The organism is Polaromonas sp. (assembly GCF_018780625.1).
Taxonomy (GTDB): domain Bacteria; phylum Pseudomonadota; class Gammaproteobacteria; order Burkholderiales; family Burkholderiaceae_C; genus Polaromonas.
Window position 1 is genome coordinate 1 of sequence record NZ_JADMJK010000133.1, and the last position, 19,120, is coordinate 19,120.

Annotated in this window: 18 protein-coding genes; 4 read left to right on the top strand and 14 right to left on the bottom strand. The window is 63.7% G+C overall.

From position 1 onward, the window contains the following. A partial coding sequence (locus IV091_RS11825; protein ID WP_293468905.1) for a DEAD/DEAH box helicase occupies positions 1-281 on the bottom strand: 281 nt, incomplete at its 3' end. A 157-nt stretch (positions 282-438) separates the two neighbouring features. Here IV091_RS11825 and gorA point away from each other — a divergent pair. Beyond that, complete coding sequence (gene gorA, locus IV091_RS11830; protein WP_293468907.1) at positions 439-1,806, top strand: glutathione-disulfide reductase; 1,368 nt, start codon at positions 439-441, stop codon at positions 1,804-1,806. A 3-nt stretch (positions 1,807-1,809) separates the two neighbouring features. Here the strand turns inward: gorA and IV091_RS11835 are convergent, their stop codons facing one another. The 13 genes from IV091_RS11835 to IV091_RS11895 form a co-directional block, all read right to left on the bottom strand. After that, positions 1,810-2,355 carry an NTP transferase domain-containing protein gene (locus tag IV091_RS11835; protein WP_293468909.1) on the bottom strand — a complete coding sequence of 182 codons (546 nt, stop codon included), beginning with the start codon at positions 2,353-2,355 and terminating at the stop codon, positions 1,810-1,812. Then, the gene (locus IV091_RS11840) at positions 2,352-3,551 is read right to left on the bottom strand and encodes a M20 aminoacylase family protein (RefSeq protein WP_293468911.1); all 1,200 of its coding nucleotides are present in this window, start codon (positions 3,549-3,551) and stop codon (positions 2,352-2,354) included. The genes IV091_RS11835 and IV091_RS11840 overlap by 4 nt, the downstream gene beginning before the upstream one ends. Positions 3,552-3,603: 52 nt before the next feature. Further along, positions 3,604-4,980 carry an L-serine ammonia-lyase gene (locus tag IV091_RS11845; protein ID WP_293468913.1) on the bottom strand — a complete coding sequence of 459 codons (1,377 nt, stop codon included), beginning with the start codon at positions 4,978-4,980 and terminating at the stop codon, positions 3,604-3,606. Positions 4,981-5,016: 36 nt separating this feature from the next. Next, complete coding sequence (locus tag IV091_RS11850; RefSeq protein ID WP_293468915.1) at positions 5,017-5,667, bottom strand: carbon monoxide dehydrogenase subunit G; 651 nt, start codon at positions 5,665-5,667, stop codon at positions 5,017-5,019. Positions 5,668-5,670: 3 nt separating this feature from the next. Next, a complete protein-coding gene (locus IV091_RS11855; RefSeq protein ID WP_293468917.1) occupies positions 5,671-6,549 on the bottom strand; it encodes an NAD(P)-dependent oxidoreductase in 879 nt (292 codons plus the stop codon). 15 nt (positions 6,550-6,564) lie between these two features. Next, complete coding sequence (locus tag IV091_RS11860; RefSeq protein ID WP_293468919.1) at positions 6,565-8,937, bottom strand: xanthine dehydrogenase family protein molybdopterin-binding subunit; 2,373 nt, start codon at positions 8,935-8,937, stop codon at positions 6,565-6,567. Further along, on the bottom strand, positions 8,924-9,427 hold the full coding sequence (locus IV091_RS11865) for a (2Fe-2S)-binding protein (protein ID WP_366807000.1): 504 nt from the start codon (positions 9,425-9,427) through the stop codon (positions 8,924-8,926). Before IV091_RS11865 ends, IV091_RS11860 begins: the two co-directional genes overlap by 14 nt. A 14-nt stretch (positions 9,428-9,441) precedes the next feature. Then, complete coding sequence (locus IV091_RS11870) at positions 9,442-10,308, bottom strand: xanthine dehydrogenase family protein subunit M (RefSeq protein WP_293468923.1); 867 nt, start codon at positions 10,306-10,308, stop codon at positions 9,442-9,444. Between the two features lie 9 nt (positions 10,309-10,317). Beyond that, a complete protein-coding gene (gene ugpC, locus IV091_RS11875) occupies positions 10,318-11,415 on the bottom strand; it encodes a sn-glycerol-3-phosphate ABC transporter ATP-binding protein UgpC (RefSeq protein WP_293468925.1) in 1,098 nt (365 codons plus the stop codon). 12 nt (positions 11,416-11,427) lie between these two features. Continuing rightward, complete coding sequence (locus IV091_RS11880; RefSeq protein ID WP_293468927.1) at positions 11,428-12,336, bottom strand: carbohydrate ABC transporter permease; 909 nt, start codon at positions 12,334-12,336, stop codon at positions 11,428-11,430. A 33-nt stretch (positions 12,337-12,369) separates the two neighbouring features. After that, entirely contained in the window at positions 12,370-13,287 is a 918-nt protein-coding gene (locus tag IV091_RS11885; protein WP_293468929.1) for a sugar ABC transporter permease, read from the bottom strand. Between the two features lie 62 nt (positions 13,288-13,349). Beyond that, positions 13,350-14,678, bottom strand: a complete 1,329-nt coding sequence (locus IV091_RS11890; protein ID WP_293468931.1) for an extracellular solute-binding protein — start codon at positions 14,676-14,678, stop codon at positions 13,350-13,352. A gap of 256 nt (positions 14,679-14,934) precedes the next feature. Next, positions 14,935-15,246 carry an NIPSNAP family protein gene (locus tag IV091_RS11895; protein ID WP_293468933.1) on the bottom strand — a complete coding sequence of 104 codons (312 nt, stop codon included), beginning with the start codon at positions 15,244-15,246 and terminating at the stop codon, positions 14,935-14,937. 137 nt (positions 15,247-15,383) lie between these two features. Between IV091_RS11895 and IV091_RS11900 the strand changes: the two genes are divergently transcribed. From IV091_RS11900 to IV091_RS11910, 3 genes are all read left to right on the top strand, one after another. Then, positions 15,384-16,085 carry a TetR/AcrR family transcriptional regulator gene (locus IV091_RS11900; RefSeq protein ID WP_293468935.1) on the top strand — a complete coding sequence of 234 codons (702 nt, stop codon included), beginning with the start codon at positions 15,384-15,386 and terminating at the stop codon, positions 16,083-16,085. 44 nt (positions 16,086-16,129) lie between these two features. Continuing rightward, positions 16,130-17,629 (top strand): AMP nucleosidase, encoded by a 1,500-nt coding sequence (locus tag IV091_RS11905; protein WP_293468937.1) that lies wholly within the window; start codon positions 16,130-16,132, stop codon positions 17,627-17,629. A 127-nt stretch (positions 17,630-17,756) separates the two neighbouring features. Further along, positions 17,757-19,120, top strand: a 1,364-nt coding sequence (locus IV091_RS11910; protein ID WP_293468939.1) for an efflux transporter outer membrane subunit, incomplete at its 3' end; no start/stop codon positions are given.

The following is a 19,120-nucleotide window of genomic DNA, read 5'->3' on the forward strand; positions in this document are numbered from 1 at the left end:
GTGACCTGGTCGGCCAGCTCGCGCGTGGGGCACAGCACCATGGCCTGGATGGCAAAGCGGCGCGCGTTGAGGTTGGCCAGCAGCGCCAGCGCAAAGGCGGCGGTCTTGCCGCTGCCGGTCTTGGCCTGGGCAATCAGGTCTTTGCCCAGCAGCGCCACAGGCAGGCTGGCGGCCTGGATCGGGGTCATTTTGAGGTAGCCGAGTTGCTCCAGGTTGGCCAGCACATGGGCCGGCAGTGACAGGGAGGCGAAATCGGAAGGGGAAGCAGAAGAAGAGGTCATGCCCCGATTATCGGTGGCGGCGGGGTTTGGGGTGCGCGCGCCGCTGTTTGGCATGGCCTCACAAGGGGGCGTGCCATGCGCGCGTGCTCCCACTGGCGGGCAAGCTCGGTGGTAATCTGAAAAAATACACCTATTTCCAGACCCGAAAGAACCCCCCATGCAGACTTTTGATTTTGACCTTTTCGTCATTGGCGGCGGCAGTGGCGGCGTGCGCGCGGCGCGCATGGCGGCGCAGCGCGGCGCGCGGGTAGCGCTGGCCGAAGTGGCGGCCATGGGCGGCACCTGCGTCAACCTCGGTTGCATCCCGAAAAAGCTCTACAGCTACGCGGCCCACTTTGCCGAAAGCTTCGAGGAATCGCACGGCTTTGGCTGGGTCGGCGAGGCGCCCATCCTGAACTGGAACACCCTCAAATCCAACCGCGCCCGGGAAATCACCCGGCTCAACGGCATTTATGTGCAGCTGCTCAAAGGCGCGGGCGTGCACCTGATTGAAGGCTGGGCCACGCTGGTGGACGCGCACACGGTGGCTGTGGGCGGCCAGCACTACAGTGCCAAAAGCATTTTGGTGGCCACCGGCGGCAAGCCCAGCGTGCCCGACGTGGCGGGCAGCGAGCATGTCATCACCTCCAACGAGATGTTTGACCTGTCGCCCTTTCCGCAGCGCCTGCTGGTGGTGGGTGGCGGCTACATTGCCTGCGAATTCGCCTCCATCTTCAACGGCCTCGGTGCCCAGGTCACGCAGCTGTACCGGGGCCACCAGGTGCTGCGCGGGTTTGACGAGGAGGTGCGCGCCTTCATTGCCAGCGAAATGGTCAAGACCGGCGTGACGCTGCACCTGAACACCGACGTGGCCGCCATTGAACGCACGGCGGACGGCTTGCAGGTGCGGCTGCTCGATGGCAGCCACGTGACCGTGGACGCCGTTCTCTACGCCACCGGCCGGGTGCCGCTGGTGGCGGGCCTGGGCCTGGAGGCGGTGGGCGTGGCGCAAAACGAGGCAGGCGCGATCCAGGTGAACGCACAGTACCAGACCTCGGTGCCGTCGATTTATGCGCTGGGCGACGTGACCGCGCGCCTACAACTCACGCCGGTGGCACTCGGCGAAGCCATGGTGGTGGTGGACCAGCTGTTTGGCCCGGCGGCAGGCCAGGCGCCGCGCGGCATGAGCTACGACTTCATTCCGACGGCGGTGTTCACGCATCCGAACATCGGGACCGTGGGCTACTCCGAAGCCGATGCCATCGAGAAGTTTGGCAAGGTCCGTATCTACCGCAGCGACTTCAAGGCGCTCAAGCACACCCTGAGCGGCAGCACCGAACGCACGCTGATGAAGCTGGTGGTTGACGACGCGAGCGACCGCGTGGTGGGCCTGCACATGGTGGGGCCGGATGCCGGGGAAGTGGTGCAGGGTTTTGCCGTGGCCATGAAGGCGGGCGCGACCAAGGCCATTTTTGACAGCACCATCGGCATCCACCCCACGCTGGCGGAAGAGTTTGTGACGATGCGCGAACCCGTCAAGCGCTGAGCGCTACTGCGGCGGCGGCTGCGCGCTGGCCATCAGCCGCTCGGCCGCCCGCAGATCGTCGACGGTGTCAATGTCGGTCACGCAGCCGGCGTCGTTTACTATTAAGTCAACAGCATCATGTGCAGCTACAACGATGGCTGCACCATTTTTTCCCTTCAAACCCAGAAGCGCCGGGCCACAGCGGTCCGAGAACCCGACCGGGTGCCCGCGCTGGCCCCGGTAAACGGGCACCACCACCGCGTGATGCGCCAGCGCCGCCGCCACGGCGCGCAGGGTGTCGCCTTGAACCAGGGGCAAATCGGCCGGCAGGATCAGCCAGCCGGTGGACGGCCAGGTGGCCTGCACGGCCGCTGCGATCGAGTCGCCCATGCCGGGGTGGCCCGCGTCTTCAAGATGCCACGGCAGGCCGCTGGCCTGCACCGCGTCCAGCGTATGCTGCAGCACCGTTTTGCCGCCCAGCCGCGCCTGAAGCTTGTGACTGGTGCCGCCCGACGCGGCAAACCGCTCACCGCGCCCCGACGCCAGAACAATGACCACCGGCAAACTCACGTCAGCACATCAGGGGCCAGCCAGGCTTCGGCCAGCCGCACCCAGTAGCTCGCACCCAGCGGAATCAGCGCGTCATTGAAGTCATAGCTCGGGTTGTGCAGCATGCAGGGGCCGCCGCCATGCCCGATCTCGCGGTGGCTGCCTTCGCCGTTGCCAATGAAGCAGTAAGCGCCCGGCTTGGCCTGCAGCATGAAGGCAAAGTCTTCGGCGCCCATGGTCGGCTCCTGCACCAGCACATTGGCCTGGCCCACGATGCCGGCCATCACCTGGCGGGCAAAGGCGGCCTCCGGGGCCGAGTTGATGGTGGGCGGGTACTTGCGCACAAATTCAAATTCGCAGTCGACGCCAAATGCCGCGCAGGTGTGTTCGGCCACCCCCTTCATGCGCTGCTCGATCAGGTCGAGCACTTCCATCGTAAAGGTGCGCACCGTGCCCTGCAGCTCGCAACTGTCCGGAATCACATTGGTGGCTTCGCCCGCATGGATCATGGTGACCGAGATCACGCCGGCATCGATCGGCTTCATGTTGCGGCTGATGATGGTCTGGAAGGCCTGCACCATCTGGCAGGCCACCGGCACCGGGTCCAGTCCGTTGTGCGGCAAGGCCGCGTGGCCGCCCTTGCCGCGAATCGTGATCTTAAACTCATTGCTGGAGGCCATCACCGGCCCAGGACTGACGGCAAAGCTGCCGGCCGGCATGCCCGGCCAGTTGTGCATGCCGTAGACGGCCTCCATCGGGAATTGCTCGAACAGGCCTTCCCGCATCATCTCGCGCGCGCCACCGCCCTTTTCTTCGGCCGGCTGAAAAATCAGGTACACCGTGCCATCGAAGTTGCGGTTGGCCGCCAGGTACTGCGCGGCGGCCAGCAGCATGGCGACATGGCCGTCATGGCCACAGGCATGCATCTTTCCGGCGTGCTGGCTGGCGTGCGCGAAGGTGTTGAACTCCTGCATGGGCAGCGCGTCCATGTCAGCGCGCAAACCGATGGCGCGCGGTGAACTGCCGCCCTTGACGATGCCCACCACGCCAGTGGTGCCCAGGCCGCGGTGCACGGGAATGCCCCACTCGGTGAGCTTTTGTGCCACCAGGTCGGCGGTGCGGACTTCCTCGAAGCCCAACTCGGGACAGGCATGGATCTCACGCCGTACAGCGGCCATGCTGGCCGCCTGGGTCACGATGGAATCAACAACTTTCATGGGCTCTCCTTTATCCACAATCGAAATCGGAATGACATTCACGGGGGCCGGCTCAGCACTCAACGATGTTGACCGCCAGCCCGCCGCGCGAGGTTTCCTTGTACTTGGTTTTCATGTCGGCGCCGGTCTCGCGCATGGTCTTGATCACCTTGTCCAGGCTCACCACATGCTGGCCGTCGCCTTGCAGCGCCATGCGTGCGGCATTGAGCGCCTTGACCGCGCCCATGGCATTGCGCTCGATGCACGGCACCTGGACCAGGCCGCCGATCGGGTCGCAGGTCAGGCCCAGGTTGTGCTCCATGCCGATCTCGGCGGCGTTTTCGACCTGCTCGGGGCTGCCGCCCATCACGGCCGCCAGACCCGCCGCCGCCATCGAGCAAGCCACCCCCACCTCGCCCTGGCAACCGACCTCGGCACCCGAGATCGACGCATTGAGCTTGTAGAGAATGCCAATCGCCGCGGCGGTCATCAAAAACTCGATGACGCCCTCGTCGGTGGCGTTGGCAATGAACTTGTCGTAGTAATGCAGCACCGCCGGAATGACGCCTGCCGCGCCGTTGGTGGGCGCCGTGACGACGCGCCCACCGGCGGCGTTTTCCTCGTTCACGGCGAAGGCATAGACATTGACCCAGTCCAGCACCGACAGCGGGTCGCTGAGCACGCGTTCAGCGCGCGCCCTGAGTTGCGCCGCCAGGATGGGCGCGCGGCGCTGCACCTTGAACGGCCCCGGCAGCGTGCCCTCGTGCGTCAGGCCGCGCTGCACGCACGCGCGCATGACGTGCCAGAGGTAGAGCAACTGGCTGCGAATTTCCTCGTCCGTGCGCCAGGTACGTTCGTTCGCCCACATCAGTCCGCTGAGCGTCAGGCCATGCTGCTTGCACAGCGCCAGCAACTGGTCACCTGACGTGAAGGGGTAGGGCACCTGCTGGTAGGCCGTCAGGACCTGGTCATTGCGGGCGCCCACTGTGACGACGAAGCCGCCCCCCACGGACAAGTACTTGACCTGGCGCAGCACGGCGCCCGCCGCGTCAAACGCGCTGAACTGCATGCCGTTGGGGTGCTCTGCCATCGCTTCGCGGCGGTACATCAGCACATGCTCTTTTTCGCGAAACGCAATCGGTTGAATCGCCAGCAAGGCAATCGATTGAAGTGTTCGCGCCTGTTTGATGAGGCCAGGCACGGCATCGACATCGACCGTATCGGGCGTATGCCCCATCAGGCCGAGCATGATGCCGATGTCGGAACCGTGCCCCTTGCCGGTCGCCCCCAGGGAGCCATACAGTTCCGCCTTGACACCGGCCGTCTGGTCAAGCAAGCCCTCTTTTTGCAGCAGCTGCGCAAACATGCCGGCCGCGCGCATCGGGCCTACCGTATGCGAACTGCTGGGGCCAATGCCCACCTTGAACAAGTCAAAGACCGAAATAGCCATGCAAGCCCACCCTGTTTTTTACCTCAACCGCTAACGTCAGCGCGCAAAGAAATAGCCCAATGCAAAACCAAGGCCAGTCGCAAAAACCACCAGCCAGGCCGGCACCGGCGCGCCCAGCGAACTGAACAGGCGCGGGGGTGCCGCCGTGATTGCCACGGTCGGGGCTGCGGCTGCAGGCACCAGAACACCTGGCGCACCTGGCACGGGCGCTGCGGACGGCACCACCTCCGCTTTGACACCCGTTCCGCCCAGATGGCGGGCAAATGCGGCAAAAAAGTCGTCTGCGTTCTTTTTAGCCACGGCTTGCACCAGCCGGCTGCCGACACTGGCCAGCTTGCCGCCAATTTCGGCTTTGGCAGTGTATTTGAGCACGGTCTCGTTTTGGTCTTCTGTCAGCGCGACCTGGGCGGCCATCTTGGCAAAGCCTGCCGCGCCGCCCTGCCCCTGGCCCGTCAGGGTGTAGCCATTGGGCGCATCCAGGTCGCTCAGGACCACGTTGCCTTTGAAGGTGGCCGACACCGGGCCCACCTTGGCCGCCACGGTGGCGACAAACTCGGTGTCGGATGTTTTTTCGAGTTGCTTGCAACCCACGATGCAGGCCTGCAGCACGGCGGGATCGTTCAGCGCATCCCAGACCTGCTGCTGCCGGGCGGGAATACGGTATTCCCCGGAAAATTCAACAGCCATGACTCAAGCCCCGTAGTGTTTGAAAAGAGCCTGGGTACCGAGCCGGCCGTGGCCCTGCTCCGCCAGTTCCTGATACAGCTGGCGGGCCAGCGCCAGCGCCGGCAGATCAAGCTGCATGCGCTCGGCTTCGGCCAGGGCAATGCCCAGGTCCTTGAGGAAGTGCTCGACGAAAAAGCCGGGCGCGAAGTCGCCGTCGATGATTTTTTGCCCCAGCACGTTGAGCTGGAAACCCGACGCGGCGCCGCCGCCAATGGACTTGAGCACGGTCGGCAGGTCCAGACCGGCGGCCTTGCCGTAGGCCAGGCCTTCGCACACGCCCATGATGGTCGAGGCGATCACGATCTGGTTGCACATCTTGGTGTGCTGGCCGGCACCGGGGCCGCCCTGCAGCACAATGGCGGGCCCCATCAGCCGCAGGATAGGCAAGGCCTCGTCAAACGCCGCCTGCGCACCGCCCACCATGATGGAGAGCTTGGCATCGCGTGCCCCGATGTCGCCGCCGGAGACCGGCGCATCGAGCGCGCGGCAACCCTTTTTTTCCGCTTCCGCGGCAATGCGCACGGCCAGCTCGGGACTCGATGTGGTCATGTCAATCAGCAGGGCGTTGCGGGCGCAGGCCAAAATTCCGTTTTCGCCAAGGTAGACCTGCTCCACATCACGCGGGTAGCCCACGATGGTGATGACCACGTCCGACGCGGCGGCCAGCGCGCCCGGGGTATCGCACCAGACGGCGCCGCGCGCCAGCAAGTCGTCCGCCTTGTCGCGCGAGCGGTTGTACACATTGAGCGGGTAGCCCCCATTGAGGATGTGACCCGCCATGCTGCGGCCCATGTTGCCCAGTCCGATAAAGCCCACGCGGGGCTTGCCCTTTGCATCAGTCATTTGATCAGTCATTGGTTATGCCTTGTTCATTGAATTGGATTTTTCGCGCAGAAGATCGCGCAGATACATGGGGGTCAGTGGCTGCTGGTTGACGACGACATCAAATGGTGCGAGCGCATCATTGACCGCGTTGGTCAGCGCCCCGATGGCGCCCATCACCCCGCCTTCGGCCATGCCCTTGATGCCCGCTGGCGTCGCCCGGTTCGGCGTATGCATCGACAGGATTTCGATATGGGGCAACTCGCAGGCCGTGGCCACCAGGTAATCGGCCAGCGTCCCCGAGAGATTTTGTCCAGCCTCGTCGTAGTAGACCTGCTCAAACAGCGCGCCCGACAAGCCCATGGCGACCGCGCCATGCTGCTGCCCTTCCACGACCACCGGGCTCAGCACCGTTCCGCAGTCTTCCGCCACCACATAGCGGGCAAACCGGATCGCTCCGGTGGCGACATCGACCTGCACTTCACAAAGATGCGTGGAGTTGGAATAGGTCATGGGCGGCGGCTCGTAGGTCCGGTGAAACTCCAGGCCGGGCTGCATGCCGGCAGGCAAGGCCAGCGGATCAAGATAGGCCGTGCGCGCGACATCGGCCAGGCCCACGCCGGTGGCCACCCATTCGCCGTCGCTCATCTGCTCAATGCGGCCATCCCGCAGGCGCAATGGCGCGCTGCTGTCCAGGCCCAGCAGCGTGGCGCCAATCGCCAGCACCTTGACGCTGGCTTCCTGGGCGCACAGGTACAGCGTTCCGCCGCCTGCCGTGCCGCCGCGTGCGCCCCGGCTGCCCATGCCGTAAGGGGCGATGTCGGTATGCCCGAGGTGCAGGTGCACCTGCTGCGGCGTGACACCCAGGCCCTCGGCCACGGCATGGGCCAGCGAGGTTTCATAGCCCTGTCCGGTCGCCCCCAGGCCGACCGAGGCATTCACCGCGCCCGAGGGCTCGATGCGCAGCCAGGCGGCTTCGTGACCCGACCCCGGAATGCCGGCCGCCTTGTAAAAGCGCGACCCGTAGGTGGTGGACTCGACCACCGTGCAAATGCCCAGCCCGAGATAAACACCCTGCGCGCGCGCCTGCTGCTGGCGCTGGCGGAAGTTGTCGTAGTCGAAGGCGGCGAGCGCGCCCTCCAGTGTTTCGCGCGGCGTGATGTCGGCCAGCACTTCGCCTGTCGCCATGGTGTACGGAAAATCTTCGGGGTGCAGCATGTTGAGCCGCCGCACCGCCACCGGGTCCAGTTCCAGTGCACGCGCAATCGCGTCCATCGTGCCTTCCATCACCCAGCTCGTGATGGCCATGGGCGCGCGCATGGGGCCATTGCCCACCTTGTTGCTCAGCACCACCTTGACGTCGTAGCTGTAGTCCTGCACCTGGTAGGGGCCAGTCAGGATCATGGCCACCACGCGGGCCAGATAGTTGCCCGGATAAAAGCTGTAGGCACCAAAGTCCTCGACGATTTCCAGCTCCAGCCCGAGCAAGCGGCCGTCGGCGCTGACGGCGGCCCGGGTGCGGCAAAAGTCTTCGCGCGCCTGGGACGAGGCCAGCAGGTTTTCAAGCCGGTCCTCGCGCCAGCGCACCGGCCGCTTCAGGTGGCGCGCCACCGCCGCCACCGTGAGTTCCTCGCGGTAGAGCGCGATTTTCTGGCCGAACCCGCCGCCCACATCGGGTGAAATCACGCTGACCTGCGACTCCGACAGGCACAGGCGGCCGGCCAGGGTGGTCCGGTAGGGATGGGGCACCTGGGTCCCGACATGAAACGTCAAATGCTGGCGGCCTTCGTCCCACACCGCGATGCAGCCGCGCGTCTCGATCGGCAAATGGGTTTGTCGGTGCTGCGAAAAGGTGCTTTCGATCACCCGGTGCGCGTCGCGCTTGCGTGCCTCGACATCGCCGTGGTCCGCATGCTGGTGCGACAGCAGGTTGGAATCCAGGCTTTCGTCCACGCGCGGGGAGTCAGCCTCCAGCGCCTGCCACATGGTGCTCACAGCGGGCAGCACCTCGTAGTCCACCATCACCTGCTCGGCGGCGTCTTCCGCCACATAGCGGTCGGTTGCAATTACGCAGGCCACCGGATCGCCCTGAAAGCGCACTTTGTCGATGGGCAGGGTGTCCATCTCCATGGCCTGCAGGCCCTCGATAGGCGGCGCCATGCGCTGGCGCGTGGTCCACTGCGCCAGTTCATGACCGGTCACCACCGCCACCACCCCGGGCATCTGGCGGGCCGCCTCGCTGTCGATGGAAACGATGCGGGCATGGGCATGGGGCGAGCGCACAAAGCAGGCATGCAGGGCGCCGGGGACTTCGATGTCGTCGACGTAGCGGCCGTGGCCGGTCAGCAGCCGGTAGTCTTCCTTGCGCGCTAGATGCTGGCCGATGTAATGAAACTCAGGGGGCGACATAGTCCGGATTCCTTCGCATCTGTTCAGCCGCCTTCTGGATGGCCTTCACAATATTCTGGTAGCCGGTGCAGCGGCACAGGTTGCCCGACAGCGCATCGCGGATTTCCTCGTCGCTCGGATCGGGCTTGTTTTTCAGGAACGCTTCGAACGTCATCACGATGCCCGGCGTGCAAAAACCGCACTGCAAGCCATGCTCCTCGTGCAGCGCCTGCTGCAAGGGGGACAACGTGGAATTGACCGCGACCGACTCGATCGTTGACACCTCGTGCCCTTCCATCTGGATGGCATAGGTCAGGCAGGACCGCACGGGCTTGCCATCGACCAGCACCGTGCAGGCGCCGCACACCCCATGTTCGCAGCCCACATGGGTGCCGGTGAGGCGGCAATCCTCGCGCAGCGCGTCCGCCAGCAGCTTGCGCGGTTCCACCCGCAGTTCGTGGTTGTGGCCGTTGACGGTCAGCGTGACCGGACGCTTTTCGAGATTACTCATACTACTCATACTGCTTATCCTTTGGCTCGGCTCAAGGCATCCACCAGGGCCCGCTCGACCAGTGTCTGGGTCAGTTCCTTGCGGTACACCGCGGAGATGCGCGGGTCATCTTCAGGCGACACCGCCGCGCGCACCGCCAGCGCGACTTCGGCCGCCCATGCCGCGCTGGGCGTGCGGCCCACGAAAGGGCGCACCGCGTCGTCCCAGACCTGGGGAATGGCGCTGACCCCGCTCAGCCCCACGCGCACGCGCGAAACCCGGTCGTCGTCGAGCGCCACGGTGGCCGCCACCGCCACGATGGCGTAGTCCCCGTGCCGGCGATTGAACAGCCGGAACGACGTGCCCTCGTTCTCGGCAACCTTGGGGAAACGCACGCAGCGAATAATTTCGTCGGGCGCCAGCGCCGTGGCCATGACCGACTGAAAGAAGGCCGAAGCCGGCAAGCTGCGCTGCCCGCCGAGCTTGACGATCTCGATTTTTGCGTTCAGCGTGGTCGCAATCAGCGGGAACTGCGCGGCCGGGTCGGCATGCGCCAGACTCCCGCCTATCGTGCCGCGCTGGCGAATCGCGTAGTGGCCGATGGTTTTGGCCGCTTGCGCCAGCAAGGGGCAACGGGCCTGCACCAGCTTTGACTCGGCAATCTGGTCATGCCGGGTCAAGGCCCCGATTTCAAGCACGCCAGCCACGTCGCGAATGTAGGCAAGCTCCGTCAGGTCGTTCAAGTCAATCAGGTCAGAAGGCGTCGCAAGCCGCATGTTCAGCATGGGCCCGAGGCTCTGGCCGCCGGCAATCACCTTGGCACTGTCGCCGGCAGCGGCCAATTGCTCCAGCGCCTCTTCCAGTGAGCTGGGGCGGAAATAGTCAAATGCAGCAGGCTTCACAAACGACTCCTACCAGACCAGGCTCTGGCTGTCCTGCTTGTCGAACAAGTGCAGGCGATTCAGGTTCACTTTCAGGGTCACGTTCTCGCCGTCCTTGTGCTGCCCTTCCTTGCCGACGCGGAAGTACAGCTTCGTGCCCTCGACTTCCACTTCAAGGAACTGGTCGGATCCGACCGGCAGCACCGAAAGGATGCGGCCTTGCAAACCGTCTTCATGCAACGCACCGCTGTGCGAGACGACGTCTTCGGCGCGAATGCCCAGCACCACAGCGCGCCCGGACTGGCCCGCCACCCGTTCGGCAATGTGGGGCGGCAGCGCCAGCGCCAGTTCGCCGCGCCTGAACAGCACCCGGTCGCCCGCGACTTCCAGGGTGCCGTCCATGAAATTGATGGGCGGATTTCCCAGGAATGACGCCACAAACATATTGCGGGGCCGCTCATAAATGTCGTCGGGCTTTCCAATTTGCTGCACCACGCCGCTGCGCATCACCACGATGCGGTCGGCCAGCGTCAGGGCTTCGGCCTGGTCGTGCGTGACGTAGACAAACGTCGTCTGCATGACCTGATGCAGCTGCTTGATCTCTGCGCGCATGGAAATCCGGAGCGTCGCGTCGAGGTTGGACAGCGGTTCATCCATCAGGAACACCGAGGGCTGTCGCACGATGGCCCGCCCCAGCGCCACGCGCTGCCGCTGGCCGCCCGACAGCTGGTCGGGGCGCCGCTCCAGCAGGGGCTCGATCTCCAGGCGCCGTGCCGCATCGCGCACGCGCTTGTCAATTTCATCCTTGGGGTGCTTGCGCATGCGAAGCCCGAACGCGATGTTCTCGTACACGGTCTTGTTGGGATACAGCGCGTAGCTCTGAAACACCATGGACACGTCGCGTTTGTGCGGCGGAACCGTGTTCATCACCTCGTTGTCAAAAAACAGCTTGCCCTCGGTCACGTCCTCCAGCCCCGCAATCATGTTCAGGGTCGTTGACTTGCCGCATCCAGACGGACCGAGCAGCACGAGAAACTCCTTGTCGGCGATGTCGAGATTGAGGTTCTCGAGCGCAACAAACCCATTGGGATAATTTTTTCCAACACATTCAAATCTGATCCGGGCCACGTAAGTACTCCTTTAACCTTTGACTGCGCCGGCGGTGAGGCCGGAGACGATATAGCGTTCAAACATGATGGCAACCACCACGGGCGGAACGATTGCCAGCACACCGGCGGCGTTGATAAACGAAAAGCTGATGTTGAAATCCGACGTGAACGAGGCCACCACGATGGGCATGGTTTGCGACGCCAGGGTCTGCGTGAACATCAGGGCCAGCAAGAACTCGTTCCAGCTGGTGAGAAAAGTAAACAGCACCACCGCCACCAGCGACGGCATGGCCAGCGGCAAATAGACCAGCATCAGGGTCTGAAGCCGCGAGCATCCATCCACCCGCGCCGCCTTGTCCAGGTCATCGGGCAAGGACTCGAAGTAGCCGGTCAGGATGAAGGTGCTGAACGGCACGGTGATGGCCAGATAGGTGATGATGAGCGACAACTTGCTGTCAAGCAGCCCGAGCTTCTGGACAAACAAAAAGAACGGCACGACCAGCGCAATGTCCGGGATCACGCGCGTCGTCAGCATGAAGTAGATCGAACTGGACCGCCCAATGAAGCGGATCTTGGCCAGCGCATAGGCCGCCGGCACACTGACCAGAAGATTGAGAATCACCACGGACACGGCAACAATCAAGCTGTTCAGCATGGACGGGAGCAGATTCTTGGCCGTGGAGGGAATGAAGCCCCCGCTGGCCGTGTCGCCCTCCCTGCGGTTCTCATACGTGACGACCTTGTCCTTGGCGGTAAAGATGGTCGTGAAATTTTCAAGCGTGGGCTGCTCGGGTATCCAGTGCGGCGGCACCGACGTGATCTCGGCTTCGGACTGGAACGAAGACGATACCAGCCAGGCGATGGGCGCCAGCACGTAAATGGCGAACAGCATCGACGCGGCAAAGAGCAAGGCCCGTCTGCCAAAGTGTGGAATTTTCATGGTTTGTAAGCGGCTCGGGATTGCAGTGACCGGCTAGAGCTTTCGGCTCGTGCTGCGGATGATGAAAAATGCCAGCGTGAAGGTGACGATCGCCATGATGTAGGCGAGTGCGGCCCCTGTGCCAAACGCCAGTTTGCGGAAGGTTTCCACATAGACCTGCCAGGCGACCACATGCGTGGAATCGGCCGGACCGCCTTCGGTCAGGATGAAAAACAGATCGAAGTGGCGTATGGCCATCATCGTTTCGTAAATCATGACCAGGGCAAATCCTGGCGTCAGTGCCGGCAGGGTAATGTGCACAAAACGCTGCCACACATTGGCGCCGTCGACCTTGGCGGCGCTGTACAAATCAGCGCGAATCGACTTGAGCGTCACCAGGAGCAGGATGGTCGCCAGCGGAACTTCCTTCCAGACAAACGAATTGGTGATGAGCAGCATGGTCTTCTCGACGTCCCCGAGCATCACCACGTATTTGTCAATCAGCCCGAGCTGGAACAGCAAGCCATTGAGGGCGCCGTAGCCCGAGTCGTAGATCCATTTCCACATGAGTCCGTTGGCCACATAGGGAATGGCCCAGGGGATCAGCAAGATCGCCGACAGGATGCGGCGGCCGCGAAACTCTTCGTTGAGCAGCAGCGCCATCAGCATCGCAATGAACATGATGGCGGTCACCGACATCAGGGTGAACGATGTGCTGCGTCCGACCGAGTCCCAGAACATCTGGTCCTGGAAAATATGGATGTAGTTGTCGAACCAGACAAATGGCGCACGGTGAGGCCGCGTCAACTTGAGGTCAAACAGGCTGATCCAGAACGAATACAGGATCGGAAAAACAGCCACGACGGTCAACACGACCATCATGGGCGCAAGGAAAAGCATGGCGCTTTTCTGGTCATACGCACTCACCGGGTAACGGATTACACGGCGCAGCGCCTGGATCTTGGTGCTCATCTATTCGTCTCTTTCAGAGATGCAAACCCGGGGCATGTGCTGAGCCACGCCCCGGGTTGTGATCAGGTCTGCTTGCGCAGGTCGTTCCAGGCCTGGGCTGACTTCTTCAGCGCGTCTGCGGCTGTACTCTTGCCGATAACGGCCGACTGCCAGGCCGATCCGTTGACTTCATCCCACTCACCAAACCAGCGGGTGATGACGTCTTTTTTCTTCACCATCTGCTGCTGCTTTTCAAACATGGCCATGTCGGAATACTTGGCATACGACGCCTGGACTTCAGGGTCCTTGAACAAGCCCTTGACCGCGAAACCGGAGCCAATGTCGTTGAACAGCATTTTCTGGAACCGGTACTGGCCATCGGCCTTGCCGCCGAACCACTCAATCAGCTTGGCGGCATTGGCAGCGCGGGTCTTGTCGGCGGCGGCCTGCGCCGTCATGCCGTGAAAACGCATCCAGCCCACGGTGGTGTGCGAGCCGCCAGGTCCGGCAGGCATCAGCGCCTGCTTGACGCGCCCGGCGATTTGCGACTGCTTCGGATCATTGAGGGTGCGCACGCGGTAGCGGCTCAGCAAGGCAAACGCGTGGTTGCCGGAACTGAAGGATTTCAGTCCATTGAGTTCGCCGGTTTCAACACAGGCCGGCGAGATGATCTTGTGCTTGTTCACCGCATCCATGATCCATTGCAGCGCCTGCACCGCGCCCTTTTTGGGGTCGCTCATGAGGGCGGCGCCACTGGCGTCGGTAAAGCCGCCGCCGTGCGAATACACCATGGCGGTCAGGAATTCAATCAGCCAACTCTCGCGCGCCATCGGCAGCATCATCGGGTACTCGGAAATACCGGCCGCCTTGATCTTGAGCGACTGCTGGACCAGCTCATCCCACGTGGATGGCGGCTCCTTGATGCCGGCTTTTTTCAGCTTTTCCTCGTCATAAAAGAACGCCATGTAGTCGGTGTAATAGGTCAGGCCGTACTGCTTGCCCTTGTACTGCATCGACTTGGTGCTGAAGTCATCGGCTTCTGCGTTGTACTTCATCAACTCCGGAAAGTTGTTGATGGGGGCCAGCCAACCGGCGTCAGCCCACTCGGGCAACCAGCTGTCAGACACCCACAGGACATCGAGCGGCGCCTTGCCGACGAACTTGGTCACCATGGTGTCGCGGTATTGCGCCCAGGGTGCATTGTTGTAGTTGACCTTGATGCCGGTCTTGGCCTCGAAAGCATTGAGGTGACTCTTGACGGTATCGACCGCAGCCGACCAGGTGTACAAATTGAGAGGCGCCGCCTGCGCATGACCGGGCAGCGACAGCAAGCCTGAACCCGCTGCACCGGCTGACGCCGTGATCTTCAGAAAGTCACGCCGACTAGAACCTTCTGTCCATATATTGCTCATTTTTCAGTCTCCTGGGTGGGTGGCTGCAGCAGTCCGCTGGCGCAGCGCGCGATTGATCGATCGGTACCCTGGCCAGCAGCCCCCTGCCACCCGCCAAAGTTGAATTAATTATTGCGTCAAACATTTATATCGTCAAGCGACGACTTGCTGGGGTATTCCCGTACTTACCTTACACGCCATGCCCGTCACCCGGACGCACATTTCCAATGTTTTTTCAGCGCGGCTAATGCACAGGAACCGTGCACCCCGCGCGCGCTTATTTGATGGGCGAAAAAGACACCGGGTTCAGGAAGACGCTTTCCTGGTGCACCAGATAGGGCAGGATTTGGGGCACGAATGCTGTCCATTCTGCGTCTTGCCCCATCTTGGCGCGCTGGCTGCCGCGGTGGCCCATATCGTCATAGGCCCAGAGGAAAACGACCGAGTTCAGCACACCGGACTCCTTGGTCCAGCAACCGATTAATTGTGCATAGCGCGTGATGATGTGCAGACCGTTTTCCTGATAAATTCGCAGGAATTCCGGCGCCGTTCCCGCCTGAACCTGATAAGTCCGCATTTCCAGAATCATGATTTTTCCTTGGGTTGAAAATGAGCCAACATTCGCTAGAGGACTTGAGCCCAAAAGGGTCATGACGCATATCGTCACATGACGATTAATTTTGCCATTAAAGTACGCACCTGTGTACTTTGAAGTGTGCCCATCGCATGAAAGCCAAATCAGACCTTCTGACGTCCATCCGCCAAAAAAGCGAGCCCGCCAAAACAGGCCAGGTCCGGCGCGCCACGGTGCGCATGCCGGCCGCCGAGCGGCGCGAACAAATCCTGAAAAAGGCCTTTGAGTTTTTTTCAGAGTACGGGCTCACCGCGCAAACGCGCGGGCTGGCCGAAGCGTGCGGAGTTTCCCAGCGCTTGCTTTACAGCGTGTTTCCCAACAAATCGGCATTGATCAACGCGGTCTATGAAACCGAGATCGCGGGCGTCTTCAAGGCGGTCTGGTTCATTCAGCTGCGCGATCGAAGCAAGCCGATGGAGCAGCGTCTGAATGAGTTTTACCGCGAGTACTACAGCGCCGTGGTCACGCGGCGCTGGATGCGCCTGTTCCTGTACGCCTCGCTCGCGGAAGTCGAGATAGCGCCCACCTACATCGCGTCCATCGTCATGCATCTGCTTGAAACCCTGATGGAAGAAGCCGTCCATGAGGCCGGCTTGTGCATGCCCGAGGACCACGCCCAGCTCCAGGAGATCGGCTGGATACTGCACGGCGCCGTGTCGCACCTGGCCATACGCCGCCACATCTACCACGACAAGACACCGTTTGCCGCCGAGAAGGTGATCGAAATGCAGGTGAAGTCCTTCCTGGGTGGCCTTAAAGCCCTGTTGCCCGCCGACATCAAGTACATTGCCTGACACATCGCCTGAGGATGCGGCCGGGGCGTAGCACAATAAGCGTCATGCCCTACCTGCCTGCTTTCATCGCCCCCACCCGCTACACCGATGCTGCCGCCGCGCTGGCGCAGGTTCGCGCCATTTACGACCAGCAGATTGCCCACCTGCGGGGCGCCATGCAGCGCTACGTGGCCGGCGAAACCATGCCCGGCCATGTGCGCGCCTGCTACCCGTTTGTCCGCATCCACACCGACACGGTGGCGCGCGCCATTCTGGAAACACCCGACATTTCGCAGCTCAGCTACGGCTTTGTGGCCGGGCCGGGCCGCTATGAAACCACGCTGACGCGGCCCGACCTGTACGGCCACTACTACCTGGAGCAGTTCCGGCTGCTGCTGCAAAACCACGAGGTGGCGCTGGAGGTGGGCACCAGCACGCAGCCAATTCCCATCCATTTCTCGTTCGCTGAAAACGACCATGTGGAAGGCACCATGAGCGCCGAGCGCCGCATGCTGATGCGCGACGTGTTCGACCTGCCCGACCTGTCCGCCATGGACGACGGCATTGCCAACGGCACCTATGAAGCCAGGCCCGGCGAACCGCAGCCGCTGTCGCTGTTCACCGCCGCGCGGGTCGACTATTCGCTGCAGCGGCTGCGCCACTACACCGGCACCTCGCCCGACGCGTTCCAGAACTTCGTGCTGTTCACCAACTACCAGTTCTACATTGACGAATTCGTGCGGCTGGGCCACGAGGAAATGGCCAACCCGCAGAGCGACTACATCGCGTTTGTCGAGCCCGGCAACGTGGTGACGCGGCGCACCGGCTTGAGTGCCGAAGCCGGCGACGCGCTGGGCGTGCCACCGCCGCGCCTGCCGCAAATGCCGGGCTACCACCTGCTGCGCGCAGGCCGCAGCGGCATCACCATGGTCAACATCGGCGTGGGTCCGGCCAATGCCAAGAACATCACCGACCACATCGCCGTTCTGCGCCCGCACGCCTGGGTCATGCTGGGCCACTGCGCCGGCCTGCGCACCAGCCAGCAGCTGGGCGACTATGTGCTGGCCCACGGCTATGTGCGCGAAGACCATGTGCTTGACGAGGAGCTGCCGCTGTGGGTGCCGATTCCGGCGCTGGCTGAAATCCAGAAGGCGCTGCAGCAAGCGGTGCAGGACGTGACGCACGCCGAGGGCGCCGACCTCAAACGCATCATGCGCACCGGCACCGTGGCCTCTACCGACAACCGCAACTGGGAACTGCTGCCCGGCAACCAGGTGCAGCGCCGCTTCAGCCAGAGCCGGGCGATTGCGCTGGACATGGAAAGCGCCACCATTGCCGCCAACGGCTTTCGTTTCCGGGTGCCCTACGGCACGCTGCTGTGCGTGAGCGACAAGCCGCTGCACGGCGAGATCAAGCTGCCCGGCATGGCCAACCACTTTTACCGGGAGCGCGTAGACCAGCATTTGCGCATTGGCATACGCGCCATGGAAATGCTGCGCGCAGAAGGCAGCACCCAGCTGCACAGCCGCAAGCTGCGCAGCTTTTCGGAAGTCGCGTTCCAGTAATTTTCCGAAAAGGCGCCGCCTGCTTTACAAGACTTAATCTGGCGCAACACACGCGACACGTGGGCGTATCACAATGGCCTTTTATGCGCTGTCATGCCCTGTCATGCGCTCTTTGTGATGTGACCCGATGCCCCTTCAAGTCGCCACCCCTTTCCCCCCGCCTGCGCCCCGCCGGCACCTTGCGCCGCTGGCGTGGGCCCTGGCCGCCGCGCTGTCGGGCTGCACCGCGCTAGCCCCGCAACATGCGGCCCTGCCAGAGACGCCGGTGCCCCAGGCGTGGACCACGCAAGTCGCCAGCCCCTACGCACTGGCCGCCCCGGTAGCCGCTTCGCTGGCCCAGTGGTGGGATCGCTTCAACGACGCCCAACTCACCGCCCTCATCACCCAGGCGCTGCAGGCCAATACCGACGTGCGCAGCGCACAGGCGGCGCTGCTGCAAGCGCGGGCGCTGCGCGACGTGCGCTCGGCCAGCCTGCTGCCCGCCGTCGGCACATCGGCGTCGGCGCGGCGCAGCCAGTCTGGCAGCAATGACCCGGCCAACAGCTTCCAGGCCGGCTTTGATGCCAGCTGGGAGCCCGATGTGTTTGGCGGCAACCGCAGCGCCGTGAACGCGGCTGAGGCCGACGCGCAAGCGGCCCAAGCCAGCCTGGCCAGCGTGCAGGTGTCGATTGCCGCCGAGGTGGCCGTGACCTATATGGAACTGCGCGGGCTGCAGGCGCGGCTGGCGATTGCCCGGGGCAACCTGGCCGCGCAGCGCGAAACGCTGCAGCTGTCGCGCTGGCGGGCCCAGGCCGGGCTGGTCTCTTCGCTCGACGTGGAGCAGGCGGTGGCGGCCAGCGAGCAGACCAGCGCGCAGATTCCGTCGCTGCAGACCAGCGCCGCCCAGGCGCTGAGCAGCCTGGCCGTGCTGACCGGCCAGGCGCCGGGCGCGCTGCAAGCCACGCTGGCCGCAGCGGCTGCCGTGCCGCAGGCGCCCGCCGACCTGGCGCTGGCGCTGCCCGCCGACACCCTGCGCCAGCGCCCCGATGTGCGCGCCGCCGAGCGCCGTATCAGCGCCGCGCTGGCGCGTGTGGCGCAGGCCGACGCGGCGCGTTACCCCGGCTTTCAGCTCGGCGGCTCGCTCGGGCTGAATGCGCTGACGCTGGGCGCGCTGACCAGCGGCGCGTCGGTGGTCCGTTCGCTGCTGGCCAGCGTGTCGGTGCCGCTGTTTGACGGCGGCGCGGCCCGCGCCCAGGTGCGCGCGCAGGAAGCCGCGCTGGAGCAAGCGCGCGTGGCCTACCAGGGCACGGTGCTGACGGCGCTCAAGGACGTCGAAGACGCGCTGGTGTCGCTGCAGGGCAACCGCGAACGGCTGGCCCGGCTGCAGGCCGCCGTCGAAGCCGCCGGCAACGCCGACCTGCTGGCGCGCCAGCGCTACGCCAGCGGGCTGATTGACTTCCGGTCGGTGCTGGAGACCCAGCGCACCCTGCTGTCCACGCAAGACAGCGTGGA